The organism is Cryobacterium sp. BB736, assembly GCF_014980265.1.
GTDB lineage: Bacteria > Actinomycetota > Actinomycetes > Actinomycetales > Microbacteriaceae > Terrimesophilobacter.
The window spans coordinates 63,944-76,826 of the sequence record NZ_JABXWQ010000002.1 but is presented as its reverse complement, the minus strand read 5'-3'; the positions used below and the strand labels follow the sequence as shown (position 1 = coordinate 76,826).

Annotated in this window: 11 protein-coding genes and 1 tRNA gene; 4 read left to right on the top strand and 8 right to left on the bottom strand. The window is 67.3% G+C overall.

Features of this window, described 5'->3' with window-relative positions; translation table 11 throughout:
• Window positions 1-40 precede the first annotated feature (40 nt).
• The 5 genes from IRG63_RS06790 to IRG63_RS06770 all read right to left on the bottom strand — a co-directional run bounded on the left by IRG63_RS06790 (window position 41) and on the right by IRG63_RS06770 (window position 4,738).
• A complete protein-coding gene (locus IRG63_RS06790) occupies window positions 41-1,018 on the bottom strand; it encodes a YafY family protein (RefSeq protein WP_193509635.1) in 978 nt (325 codons plus the stop codon).
• Entirely contained in the window at window positions 1,011-2,009 is a 999-nt protein-coding gene (locus IRG63_RS06785; RefSeq protein WP_370566195.1) for a helix-turn-helix transcriptional regulator, read from the bottom strand. Before IRG63_RS06785 ends, IRG63_RS06790 begins: the two co-directional genes overlap by 8 nt.
• A gap of 89 nt (window positions 2,010-2,098) precedes the next feature.
• The gene (locus IRG63_RS14060) at window positions 2,099-2,932 is read right to left on the bottom strand and encodes an FKBP-type peptidyl-prolyl cis-trans isomerase (RefSeq protein ID WP_193509633.1); all 834 of its coding nucleotides are present in this window, start codon (window positions 2,930-2,932) and stop codon (window positions 2,099-2,101) included.
• Between the two features lie 151 nt (window positions 2,933-3,083).
• Entirely contained in the window at window positions 3,084-4,079 is a 996-nt protein-coding gene (locus IRG63_RS06775) for a tRNA (adenine-N1)-methyltransferase (RefSeq protein ID WP_193509632.1), read from the bottom strand.
• Entirely contained in the window at window positions 4,076-4,738 is a 663-nt protein-coding gene (locus tag IRG63_RS06770) for an HAD family phosphatase (RefSeq protein ID WP_193509631.1), read from the bottom strand. The genes IRG63_RS06775 and IRG63_RS06770 overlap by 4 nt, the downstream gene beginning before the upstream one ends.
• Window positions 4,739-4,837: 99 nt before the next feature.
• Between IRG63_RS06770 and IRG63_RS06765 the strand changes: the two genes are divergently transcribed.
• On the top strand, window positions 4,838-5,761 hold the full coding sequence (locus IRG63_RS06765) for a PAC2 family protein (RefSeq protein ID WP_193509792.1): 924 nt from the start codon (window positions 4,838-4,840) through the stop codon (window positions 5,759-5,761).
• Window positions 5,762-5,854: 93 nt separating this feature from the next.
• On the opposite strand, the gene mshC is transcribed toward IRG63_RS06765, so the two are convergent.
• The 3 genes from mshC to IRG63_RS06750 are packed head-to-tail and all read right to left on the bottom strand — an operon-like array spanning window position 5,855 to window position 9,277.
• Window positions 5,855-7,096 carry a cysteine--1-D-myo-inosityl 2-amino-2-deoxy-alpha-D-glucopyranoside ligase gene (mshC, locus tag IRG63_RS06760; protein WP_193509630.1) on the bottom strand — a complete coding sequence of 414 codons (1,242 nt, stop codon included), beginning with the start codon at window positions 7,094-7,096 and terminating at the stop codon, window positions 5,855-5,857.
• Window positions 7,093-7,950, bottom strand: a complete 858-nt coding sequence (locus IRG63_RS06755; protein ID WP_193509629.1) for an undecaprenyl-diphosphate phosphatase — start codon at window positions 7,948-7,950, stop codon at window positions 7,093-7,095. The genes mshC and IRG63_RS06755 overlap by 4 nt, the downstream gene beginning before the upstream one ends.
• Window positions 7,951-7,966: 16 nt before the next feature.
• Window positions 7,967-9,277: a M20/M25/M40 family metallo-hydrolase gene (locus IRG63_RS06750; protein ID WP_193509627.1), complete on the bottom strand. Its 1,311-nt coding sequence runs from the start codon at window positions 9,275-9,277 to the stop codon at window positions 7,967-7,969.
• An 81-nt stretch (window positions 9,278-9,358) separates the two neighbouring features.
• On the opposite strand from IRG63_RS06750, the gene IRG63_RS06745 reads away from it, so the two are divergent.
• From IRG63_RS06745 to IRG63_RS06735, 3 genes are all read left to right on the top strand, one after another.
• Window positions 9,359-9,443, top strand: a tRNA-Leu gene (locus IRG63_RS06745).
• Between the two features lie 681 nt (window positions 9,444-10,124).
• Complete coding sequence (locus IRG63_RS06740) at window positions 10,125-10,943, top strand: DUF1206 domain-containing protein (RefSeq protein WP_193509626.1); 819 nt, start codon at window positions 10,125-10,127, stop codon at window positions 10,941-10,943.
• A gap of 283 nt (window positions 10,944-11,226) precedes the next feature.
• Window positions 11,227-12,510, top strand: coding sequence for a glycosyltransferase (locus IRG63_RS06735; RefSeq protein WP_227411905.1), 1,284 nt, complete (start codon window positions 11,227-11,229; stop codon window positions 12,508-12,510).
• Window positions 12,511-12,883 lie beyond the last annotated feature (373 nt).

Genomic DNA, 12,883 nt, shown 5'->3' with positions numbered 1-12,883 from the left:
CGGTCAGCGGGACGTAATGTACGCGTCGGCTGACCGTGTTCTAGTCGTTGTAGCGGGCCAGCGCCGCCGCCGCCCAGTCGGCCACGACCTGGCGAGCCTCCTCCGGCTCGACAACGGTGACCATGCCGGGCAGGCCGGCGACCAGACGTTTGAGCCCGTGATAGTGGGAGACCCGGATGCTTGTGCGCAGGGCGTCGCGGGACGGGACCAGCTTGGCGCCGGCGGGGATGTAATCCGAGATGAGCGGGAGCGCCGCGGGGCTGATGTCGATGGTGACCGACAGGTCGTCGGCCGAGCCCTCGAACAGGGTGTCCGGCAGGGTGACCTCGCCAGCGTGGAAGCTGATGCGCTCGTCGGTGAGCACCGGGTTGCCGATCCGATCGATTCGGAACGTGCGCACCGCTTCGCGCAGGTGGCACCAGCCGCGCAGGTACCAGTCGGCATCGACCGACTCGACGCGCAGCGGGTCGACGCGCCGGCTCTCCAGTTCACCGCGCGAGTTCAGGTAGTCGAACTGCAGCTGCCGCTCCCCCTCGACCGCCTCGCGCACCAGCTCGAGCGTCGCATCCGCCTCCGCCGTCTCGACGGCGACCTGGGTGGGCAGCGCCGACGCGCCTCGCGCGAGCTTGGCCATGAGCGTCGCAAGCGCGGCGCGGTCGACGGTCTCCGGCAGCGCGGACAGGTACTGCAGCCCCGCGATGAGTGCCGCGGCCTCGCGGCCGGAGAAGCGCGGGGACTCGTCGATGGCCACCATGTTGGTGAGCACGATCTGGTCGTTGTCCTCGAAGTCGTCCCAGGCGATGTCGAAGAGGTCGTCGTGCTGGTAGGCGGCGGTCTCGCCGGGGATGCCGGAGATCGCGATGAGCCGCACCGACTCGCGGATGAGCTCTGCGTCGACCCCGAAGTGGTCGGCGACAGTCTGCACCGACACCCGGTCGTGGTCCATCAGGTAGGGAACGAGCGACAGCAGGAAGGCCAGCTTGTCGCGCGCGTGCAGCGGTTGCTTGGCTCTAGCCATGCGCTGCCTCCGTTTCGGTGTGCGCCGCCAGCACCGCGGCGAGCCGCGAGCGGTGCGCCTGGCGGAGCTGGTCCGGCTCGAGTACAAGCACCTCCGGGCCGTAGCTCGCGAGTTCCTCGGCGAGCAGGTTGGCGTCGGCGAACTGCAGCAGGAGCTCTCCGCTGTCGGCCCCCTCCCTGGTGCCGCGACGCTTGCGGAGCCGCATCGCGGCATCCGAATGCGGCTCGACCCGGATGCGCGCGGTGTTGGCGTTCCAGATCTCCTCGATCTCGCGCAGCGCGATCTCTCCCTCGTCGGCGTCGCGCGGCGGGAAGGTCGCGCCGGTCGGTGCGATGTCGCTCACGATGCGTCGCAGCAGGAACGACTTGCGCGCTCCGGTGTCCGGTTCGATCGCCGAGCAGTGCCAGCGTCCCTGGTACTGGAAGAGTGCGACCGGTGCGACCTCGCGCACGGTCGCCTCCGACTGGCCGGGCTTCAGATAGCTGAAGCGCACCACCTGATTGCGTTCGAGAGCGTTGTTGAGCGGCTCGAATGAGGCATCCCGAACCCGCAACCGTGGCGCGTAGGCCAGCACCGGTTCGTCGGCCTCGATGCCGAGCGCGCGCAGCTTGATGAGCGCGCGGCGTGACTCTGTGGACATCGTGCCCTCGCGCCACACCATGCCAGCCAGGCCGAGCAGCGCCGTCTCCTCCGCGGAGAAGGTGATGTCGCGCGGCAGCTCGTAGTCGCCGCGCGGGATGCGGTAGCGCAGCGACTGGTTGTTGACGGCTTCCCCGGGCGGCTGGATGGTCTCCAGCGGAACGCCGAGCTCCCGGATGTCGTCCTTGTCGCGCTCGAACTGGCGCTCGAGGTTCGCGTTGTCGCCGCTTGTCTTGTACCGCTGACGGTAGCCCTGCACGGTCGACAGGATCTCGCTCTTGGTCAGCCCGTTCTCGGTTGCCAGCAACGCCAAGACCAGGCTGAACAGCCTTTCCTCAACGGGTACTCTCACCGGTGCTGCCAATCTTCGTGTTCCGCGCTGTCACCGACATTGGTGTCCAGCGATGTGACAACACACCCGGCCAGTGTGTTTGTGAAGCTCTACAGGTCGACTATGCCCAGAATATCAACCACGTAGACGAGGGTTGACCCCGACGGGATGCCCAGCGCGCCCTGGTCGCCGTAGGCGTGCTCCGGCGGTGCGACGATGAGGATCTGCGAGCCCACCGTCTTGCCGGTCAGCCCCTCGACCACGCCGGAGGGCAGTCCGCCGCCCTCCTTGAGCTCGCGGACGACCGCCTGTCCCTCTTCCCAAGTGGAATCGAAGACGCCGCCGTCGGACCAGAGCACACCGGTGTACTTCATGAGCACCGCGTCGCCGGCCTTGACCGTCTCGCCATCCGCCTTCTGCAGCTCGGCCACCTTCAGGTCGGTCGGCGGCTCCTCATTCGGAACCGTCACGCCGGGAGCGCCGTTCGGCGCGAGGACCACCGCCGGCAGGCCGTTCTGCGGAAGCTGCGGGCCGCCGTTGGCCTTCGCGGGCCACGCCTCGATCAGGTCGATGACGTAGACGAAGGAGTCATTCGCGCCGACGCCGTTGGCCGGATCGGCTGCGCCGTTGTGGGTGTCCTTGGCTGAACCGACGATGGCGATGCGCGAGCCGACGCTCGTGCAGGCGAGTCCGTCGGTGATGACGTCGAGGGTCGAATCGGCTCCAACCGTGACGAACTGGCCCAGGTCGTCGAACTTGCTCTGGCCGAGCACCTCGCCGTCGGCGCCGTTGACGATCGTGAACTGGATGCGGACCGGCGCTCCGGCGCGCACAGGCTCGCCGTCGCCCTCGACGAGGACGCTGCGCTCGGTGCTGTCGGTGTAGATCGGGGTCGGGAAGTCGACGCTGGGCTTGTCGCCGAAGTCCCCGCTGGCCGTCACCACTGACGAAGCGTCTCCCGCAGGCGTCGGCGTGCATCCCGGTGCGAACGGGTTGGCACAGGCCGAAAGGCTTGCGAGCACGCCTGCAGATAGAAGGAGCGCGGGGATCTTGCGCACGAGTCCTCGTTTCGTTGATGGCACAGCTTGGACAATTCTAGGCTGAAGGCTCGGTGTGAGTTTTCTCACCCGGGAGGCGCTTGGCCGCTTCCGATTCCGCCTGCCGCGCCGCCTTGCGGATACGCTTCTCACTCGCGGACCGCTCCCCCAGGGCGCCGGGCGTCCACTGCTCGACATCCTCGTCGGCGTAGTCCGGCTTTGCCTTGCGCCCGCGCTGCGGCAGCACTGTGCCTGGGGCGAGCCGCCGGGCGGTGAGCAGGAAGCCGGTGTGGGCGACCATCCGGTGATCGGGGCGCACCGCGAGACCTTCGACGTGCCATCCGCGCACCATCGTCTCGGACGACTCCGGCTCGGTGAAGTTGCCGGTAGCGCGAATCGCCTCGGCGACGCGAGAGAGCTGGGTGACTGTCGCGATGTAGGCGACTAGCACCCCGCCCGGGGTGAGGGCGTGCGCGCTCGCCTCGAGGCAGTCCCACGGGGCAAGCATGTCGAGCACGATCCGGTCGACGGATCCGGCCGCAACCTTGGGGAGCTCCTCAGCCAGATCGCCCAGTTCGACGCTCCAGTTGGCCGGCTCCTCGCCGAGGAAGTTCTCGACGTTGGCGCGGGCAACCCGCGCGAACTCGTCGCGGCGCTCATAGGAGATGAGTCGACCCTCGGGCCCGATCGCCCGCAGCAGGGACAGCGACAGTGCGCCGGAGCCGACCCCGGCCTCCACCACCGTCGCGCCCGGGAAGATGTCGCCGATGCTGAGGATGCGGGCCGAGTCCTTCGGGTAGACAATCGCGGCGCCGCGGGGCATCGACATGACGAAGTCGTTCAGCAGCGGGCGCAGGGTCAGATACTCGTCGCCTGTGGTGCTGGTCACGACCGAGCCATCAGGGAGCCCGATCACGTCATCATGCTTGAGCACCCCGCGGTGCGAGTGGAACTCGCCGCCCGGCTGCAGGGTGATGGTGTTCAGGCGGCCCTTCGGCCCGGTGAGCTGCACCCGGTCGCCGACGATGAACGGGCCGGATTGACGCCGGGTCACGAGGCGAGCCTCTGCGCGCTGAACACCGCGGCGATGTCGTCGAGGGTCTTGCCCTCGAGGGTCGGCCACAGCGTGTAGTCGGGGCTCGGCTCGAGCGGGATGTGCGCTGGCACGCCGATCACGGCGGCTCCGGATGCGACAGCGGAGGCGAGTCCGGGACGCGAGTCCTCGATCGCGACGCAGTCGATCGCCGCGACACCGAGCAGCTCTGCACCCCGCAGGTAGGGCTCCGGATGCGGCTTCTCGTTGTCGACATCATCGCCGGAGACGACATGGTCGATGCCGAGCAGCCGGGCGATCGGGTCGGCCATGGTGCGCATGGACATCGTGACGATCGCGGTCGGCACTGCGGCCTCGGCCAGGGCCGCGACGAGTTCACGGGCGCCGGGACGCCACGGCACGCTGTCGCTGAGCTGGGCCACGACGCGTGAGGTCAGCCGACCGATGATCTCGGCCGCAGGGAGGTCCACTCCCCTGTCCTGGAAGACGTGTGCGCTGTCGAACAGTCCCGAGCCGACCTGGCCCATCGCATCCTCGTGCGTCCAGACGCCGCCGAATGACTCCACAAGCTCCGTTTCTGCGGTCATCCAGTAGGGTTCCGAGTCGATGAGCGTGCCGTCCATGTCGAGCAGGACTGCCGCGGGTAGCTGTGAGGTCACGAGCGTCAAGTGTACTGACCGCGTTCTACCACTCGCGGTCCTATCCTTGAAGGGCAAAAGGTGAGCGCCCTAGCGGCGCTCCAGATTCGTAAGGTGAATGTGGTCAAGAACGATGGTGTGCTCGGCGGACGACTGCTGGTCGTCGCGCTCGAGGGCTGGAACGACGCCGGCGAGGCCGCCAGCGGCGCCGTTCGCACGCTGAAGGACCAGCTCGGGGTGGTGCCGGTCGCGGAAATCGACGGCGAGTACTACTTCGACTACCAGTTCAACCGGCCCACGATCTCCACCAACGACGATGGGACGCGCAGTCTCGACTGGCCGAGCGTAATCGTCTACGGACCGGCATCCGATCGTCCGGCGCAGCGCAAGCCGATCGTCGAGGAAGCCGGGCTGTCCGTGAGCGGCGACAACGCCGGCAACGTCTTCATCCTGCTCGGCACAGAGCCGTCGCGGAGCTGGAAGAGCTTCGCCGAGGACCTGATCGCGATCATCGACGAGAACGACATCGAGGCGGTCATCACCCTGGGGGCGATGCTCGCCGACGTACCGCACACCCGGCCGATCTCGGTGTTCACGAGCAGTGAGAACCCGGAGGTGCGCGCAGAGCTGGGCATCGAGCGGAGTCTGTACGAGGGACCGGTCGGCATGCTCACGGTCATCACCGATGCCGCCGAGGCGGCGGGCGTCCCGACCGTGTCGGTGTGGGCATCCGTGCCGCACTACGTGCACAACACGCCGTCACCGAAGGCTATGCTCGCGCTCATCGACCGGCTCGAGGAGCTGATCGACGTGGTGATTCCGCGCGGCGAGCTGCTGGACGAGGCGCAGGTGTGGGAGCGCAGCATCGACCAGCTGACGAGCGAGGACGAGGACATGGCGTCCTACATCCACCAGCTGGAGCAGGCGCGCGACACCGTCGACTCACCCGAGGCGAGCGGTGAGGCGATCGCGCAGGAGTTCGAGCGGTACCTGCGCCGCCGCGGTGGCGAGGGGAAGCCGCCGCCCGGCCCGACCGCCAGCTGAGGCCTCCGCTGGTTGAGGGATTACGCGCAGCGCAATCGTCTCGAAACCAGCTTCACGCTGGGGCTGGTTTCGAGACGATCGCTTCGCGATCCCTCAACCAGCGGTTGAGAGGCGGATGCCTAGGAGCGCGTCGATCGCCTCGACCGTGACGCGGCTCGGGGTGCGACCGGCCGCCACCTCGGCGTCGAGCAGCGTGAGCACTCCGGCCGTGTCCAGGTCGTCGGCGAGCAGTTCGCGCATGTTCTTGAGCACCGATACGTCTTCCCCGGATGCGCCGGCCGCCCACGCCCGCCACGAGGCGAGCCGCTGCTGCGCCCGCTCGAGCACGGCATCCGTCCACTCGCGTTCGGACCGGTAGTGCCCGTCCAGCAGCGCGAGCCGGATCGCCGCAGGGTCGACTCCCGCCTCGCGCAGCCGCGAGACGAATACCAGGTTGCCGAGCGACTTGCTCATCTTCTCGCCGCGGTAGCCGACCATTCCGGCGTGCGAGTAGACGCGCGCCCAGTCGGTGCCGGTGAGCGCGGCAGAGTGGGCGGCGCTGAACTCGTGGTGCGGGAACAGCAGGTCAGAGCCCCCGCCGTTGAGGGTGATCGGCGAGGTGAGGTGGGTGAGCCCGATGACCGAACACTCGATGTGCCAGCCGGGCCGTCCGCGCCCGACCGCGGAGTCCCAGGCCGGCTCCCCGTCGCGTTCGGCACGCCAGAGCAGCGGGTCCAGCGCATCGCGCTTGCCCGGCCGGTCCGGGTCTCCCCCGCGCTCGGCCGATAGCTGCAGCATCGTCTCCCGGTCGAGCCCGCTCTCCTGCCCGAGGTGCCAGGGCGAAACCTCCGCGGCCGCGGCGATGTCGAAGTAGAGGTCGGGTGCGGCATCCGGGCTCTCCACCTCGTAGGCGAGTCCCTGCTCACGCAGCGTGGCGACGGCATCCGCGATCCGGTCCACCGACTCGACGACGCCGACGAAGTGGGTGGGCGGCAGGATGCGCAGCGCCTCCATGTCGGTGCGGTACAGCTCGAGCTGGCTCTCGGCGAGCTCGCGCCAGTCGACGCCGGTGGCGGTCGCCCGTTCGAGCAGCGGGTCGTCGACGTCGGTGGTGTTCTGCACGTAGTCGACCCGCGCGCCGGCGTCGCGCAGCACGCGCACGAGTGTGTCGTAGGCCAGGTAGGTGGCGGCGTGACCCAGGTGGGTGGCGTCGTAGGGGGTGATGCCGCAGACGTAGACGGATGCGACGCCGTCGACCTCAAGCGGCGTGAGAGCACCCGTCGCCGAGTCCCTCATCCGCGGCAGCGGTGCGTTGCCCGGCAGCGTCGGCACCGGGACTTCGTTCCAGGACTTCACGGCTGCAGCACACCCGTCGACAGCATCACGATGATCGCCCCGCCGAGCAGCACCCGGTAGAGCACGAACGGGAGGAACGAGCGCTTCGAGATGTAGTTCATGAAGAACGCGATCACTCCAAGCGCGACCACGAACGCGACGCCGGTGGCGGCCGCCGTCTCGAGCCCGGTGAACACTTCTGGCGCGCATCCGGCAGCAACACCGCCCTCGCACGTGCTCGTCGCAGTCTTGACCAGCTGGAACAGTCCGCTGCCGAAGACTGCCGGGATAGCGAGCAGGAACGAGTAACGCGCCGCGGATGGCCGGTCGTAGCCCATGATCAGTCCGGCGGTGATGGTGCCGCCGGAGCGGGAGACGCCGGGGATCAGGGCGAGCGCCTGCGCGAATCCGAAGATGACCGCGTGCCGCCAGCCGAGTTTGTCGAGTGTGAGGGTCTTACGTCCCAGCCAGTCGGCGATGCCGAGGATGATGCCGAAGCCGATGAGGGTGAACGCGACGATCCACAGCGACCGGAGGGTGGTCTCGATCTGGTCCTGGAACAGCAGCCCGAGGATGACGATCGGGATGCTGCCGAGGATGATGTACCAGCCCATGAGGGCATCCGGATCCTTGCGCGGGACGCTGCCGGTGAGAGACCGGAACCAGCGGCCGATGATGCGCGTGATGTCACGCCAGAAGAATACGACCACGGCGGTCTCGGTGCCGAGCTGCGTGATGGCAGTGAACGCCGCGCCGGGATCTTCGCCGCTGCCGAGGAACTCCCCGACGATGCGCAGGTGGGCGCTCGAGGAGATCGGCAGGAATTCGGTCAGCCCCTGTACGAGGCCCAGGATGAGCGCGTCGATGATGCCCAAGTGAGGCCGCTTCCGATCAGTAGTCCAACAGCAGCTGCGCGAGCACCTGCCTGCCAAAGACTAATGCGTCGAGCGGGACGCGCTCGTCAACGCCGTGGAACATGCCCGGGAAGTCGAGCTCGGCCGGGAGGCGCAGCGGCGCGAAGCCGTAGCCGGTGATGCCGAGCTTGCTGAGCGCCTTGTTGTCGGTGCCGCCGGAGAGCATGTACGGGAGCACCGGCGCGCCCGGGTCGTGCTCGCCGAGTACCCGGGTGATCTCGTCGACGAGCGGGCCGTCGAACGGCGTCTCGAGGCCGACATCCTGCGTCACGATCTGAAGCTCGATGTCGTCGCCGATGAGTTCGCGCACCTCCGCGAGCACCTGCTCCTCCTCACCGGGCAGGGTGCGGATGTCGATGAGGGCCGACGCGGTCTCCGGGATGACGTTGTGCTTGTAGCCGGCGCTGAGCAGCGTCGGGTTGGTGGTCGTGCGCAGCGACGCCTGGATGAAACCGGCGGCGGTGCCGGTGGCGAGCACGATGTCATCAGGGCCCGCGGTCTGCGGGTCGACCTCGAGGATGCGTGCGAGCTCGGCGATGAGCTGGCTGGTGGTGTCGGTGAGCCGCACCGGCCACTCGCGGCGTCCGATGGCGGCGACCGCCTCGGCCAGGCGGGTGACCGCGTTGTCGCGGATGTAGCGCGAGCCGTGCGCGGCGCGCCCCTTCGCGACGAGCCGTATCCAGACCAGCGACTTCTCCCCCGTCTGCAGCAGGTACGCGCGCTGGCCGTTGAGGGTGACCGAGTAGCCGCCGACCTCGCTGATGGCTTCGGTGGCGCCGGCGAAGAGTTCCGGATGGGTGTCGACCAGGTAGTGCGCGCCGTACTCTCCCCCGGCCTCCTCGTCGGCGAAGAACGCGATGACGAGGTCGCGGGCCGGCTGCTGGCCGCTGCCGAGGATGTCCTGCAGCGCGGTGACGATCATCGCGTCCATGTTCTTCATGTCCACGGCGCCGCGGCCCCAGAGCATGCCGTCCTTGATGACCCCTTCGAACGGGTCGACGCTCCAGTCCTCCGCCTGGGCGGGGACGACATCCGTGTGCCCGTGCACGACTAGCGCTGGCTTGCTGCTGTCGCGGCCCTCGACGCGCGCGACCAGGCTGACGCGGCCGGGTGCGCTCTCGAACAGCTCGGGCTGGAGGCCCAGCTCGGTGAGCTTGACGTTCAGGTACTCGGCAGCATCCGCTTCGCCGTTCGACTTTCCCTCGCCGTAGTTGGTGGTGTCGAAACGGATGAGGTCGCGAGCAATGATCGCGGTGGCGTCAAGTTCTGGGGACGAGGGTGAGGTCATGCCTCAACGGTACCGGTTGCGCAAAACTGGGCCTGCCGAACGTGCTATTCTCGACACTCGGTGAGAGCCGAATAACATCCTGTCCGGATGGCGGAATTGGTAGACGCGCTAGCTTGAGGTGCTAGTGCCCGTATAGGGCGTGGGGGTTCAAGTCCCCCTTCGGACACAACAAGGAGTGCTTCGGACAATTCTGCAGAATTGTTCAGAGAATTCGGCCGGCAGCGAGCATTATCTGGTTGCCGGCCTTTTTCATGGCCTTGATCGCGCGCTACGGGCCTGAACTTCGGCGCAACGCACGGTTCGGACTATGGCAATCTCGCGTGTTAACGAAAAATTGGCCCACCCGAGAGTATTCGGGCGCGCCAATTCTCCCGGGCTTCCGGGAAGTGCTGTCGTGCTGATGTGCTGTTCGTGGGGGTTTAGCAGCGGATGGGCGGCTCGACATCGTCGGCGCGCGGTTCGGGCTCCCAGAAGATCGTGGGCACGTCGGAGTTCTTAGAGTTCACCGGCCGGACGGCAAGGTTTTCTTTCAGGAATGCGAGGAGCTTGCGGAGGTTTCGCAAACGGCTGCGATGGAGGCGATTACGTAGGTGAATGTGTTGCCTCGGACGTGGCCTCGGCTGGCGTTCTGAAGGTCCTCGTATTGCGCACGCTTGTAGTTTCGGTTGACGGATTCCACGCTGTTGCGAAGTGCATAAACGTGGCGCCACAGGGGACGCGCCGACGTCGAAGGACTTTCGGCACGCTGCGCTTGCGTTCCTCGGCACTGACTGACCAAACGAGACCAATCGTTGACCGGGAGCGCAAGGGGCACTGATGTTCCCAGCGACCGGCTTAGGGTGAAACCATGTCTCACTCTTCTTCCTCCGCGGCGTCCGCTCGCTCTGCCGCGTTACGACTGCAGGACAACCACGCGTTCCAGTTCGCCGCCCGCACCGGGTTCGCGGTCAACGGACTGCTCCACCTGCTCATCGGTGGAATCGCGCTCGGCGTCGCGTTCGGCTCCAGCGGGGAAGCCGATCAGGGTGGTGCCTTGAGCGGACTCGCGTCGAGCCCCGGCGGTGTCTTGGTGCTCTGGGTCGTCGCCATCGGGCTGTTCGCGCTCGGGCTGTTCCAGGTGCTCGAGGCATTCCTCGTTCGCGGCACCGACAAGGATGCCTGGGCCGACCGTGCCAAGGAGGGCGGCAAGGCGATCGCCTACCTCGCCATCGGGTTCTCCGCGGCAAGTGTTGCCATGGGCAGCGGAAGCGACAGCTTGGGCCAGACGCAGGGCATCACGGCGACACTGCTCTCTACGCCCGGTGGTGTGTTCCTCGTCGTTCTCCTCGGCCTCGGCGTGCTTGCCATTGGTGTGTACTTCATCGTCAAGGGTGTGAAGAAGAAGTTCCTGCAGGACATCTCCGCCCCAGATGGCAAGACCGGCCGCTCGATCACAACACTCGGTCGCATCGGATACATCGCCAAGGGCGTCGCGATCTCTGTCGTCGGCATCCTCGTCTGTGCCGCAGCGATCACCTCCGACCCCAGCGAAGCCACCGGACTCGACGGCGCGCTAAAGACCCTCGTCGAACTGCCGCTCGGCCCGGTGATCCTCACGGTCGTCGCCCTGGGACTCATGGCATACGGCGTGTACTGCTTCGCCCGCGCGAAGTACGCGCGGCTGTAGCCTCCGTCGGGTCGATTCGCCCGGCCGCTCCGCTCGCGGTGGCCGGGAGTATGCTCCTGCCCGAAGGGAAACGCTCACCGGGACAGCGTCTTAAGCCGATCCTCAAACGGACAAGCTTGTTGCAGTTCATGCACCCGAGGATGATCTCACGTGGGGCGACGACGAAGGCCCGCTGGCGTTCTGCACCAACTTGCTGCGCGACGCCGATCAGTGAGGAGATGGTCATGGTCGACGAGATGCTGATGGTCAGCGCGGCGCACGTTGATCTGGCGGGTGCCGGCCGATGATGGCTGAACACCGGGGGCATGGCGGTGCCCGGTTCCTGTTGGCGGTGATCGACGGCGGAGGGACCGTCCCGCCGGCCATCGGTCTCGCCGCCGAGCTCGTCCGGCGGGGCCATGAGGTGCACGTACTGGCCGACCCGACGATCGAAGCGTCGGCCAGATCGGCTGGTTGCGCTTTCAGCCCGTGGAGGGATGCGCCCCACGTCAACTCCCGACCCGAGCAGACGGCCCTGATCGCCGCGTTGGAGGGGCGCAACCCCCTGCGCGCCTTCCGGGCGGCCAAAGACTTTGCCGCCGGGAAAGAAATGACCAGGCGGTTCGCCGGTGACGTTGTGGCGACCATTCGCGAGTTCCCTGTGGATGCCGTCCTGGCGGATGGCTTGCCGGGAATTCTGATCGGGGCCCAGTCGACCGGCCTTCCGACCGCCGCTCTGCTTGCACAGACCTACCTGCGGCCGACGCCGGGCCTGCCCCTGATGGGGACCGGCTGGTCACCAGGTCCGGGGGTGCTTCGCCGGACGAGGGACACGCTGGTCCCGAGGACCGTTTCGTGGCTCCTAGGCCGCACCCTGCCACGGCTCAACGCCGTGGTGGCAAGCTACGGACAGCCGCCGCTGCACGACGTATTCGAGTTGTTCGACCGATGCACCAAGGTCCTGGTCATGACCAGTCCGTCGTTCGACTTCGTCGCTCCCCGACTGCCAGTCAATGTCAGATACGTCGGGCCGCAGCTCGACGACCCTGCTTGGGCAACCGCCGAGTGGCATTCTCAGGGCACCGACCCGCTCGTCCTCGTCGCCACCAGTTCGATCTTTCAACACCAGGTCGGCCTGCTCCGGCGCATAGCTCGGGCGCTGGGCCAGCTACCTGTCCGGGGGCTCATGACAACCGGCCCTGCGGTAGATCCGGATGAAATCGAGGCGCCACCCAATGTCGATGTCGTTCAGGCGGCGCCGCACAGCCGGATACTTCCCGAGGCATCTGTCGTCATCACTCACGCCGGCCACGGCACGATGATCAAGGCTCTCGCGGCCGGTGTCCCGCTGGTGTGCATACCGATGGGCCGCGACCAAAAGGACAACACGGTGCGAGCTCTTCGGCACGGCGCCGGCATACGCCTGAGCGCAAAGTCGACGCCAGACAAGATCGCGGCAGCCGTTGCCAACCTCTTGGACGATCCTCACTATGCGGCAGCGGCTCGCCATTTCGCACACATCCTTGCCCAGGAAGCCACCACGACGCCCAGCGCGGCCGACGAGGCTGAAGCCATGGTGCGAAGCTGACCGCATTGTGCACTGAATGTGCTGACGAATGACCTGGCGCTCCTCATCGGCCCCGAGCAGCCGTACCAGACCGCCCGACTCTTCGGCGAGGACTGCCCGGAAAGGATCGCGGTTTTGATGAGCGTGACTGTTCCGGGAAACCGCCAACGCGATACGCACCGTGATTTCAAAAGCCTCACCGTGCGAGGCAGTTTTCGTGCCCGTTTGACGGACCATGACTGGGAATCGCGGTTGGAGGAGGGAGGCGCGGACGTTTCGAGGAGGGTTGCGACCGTAAGACCCGCCCGTTGCTATGCCCGCTTAGCGGGGGGCAAATGCATCACGCCAATCGATGCTCCAAGTGACCATCCACCCGGAGCGGGGGCCGGGCCTT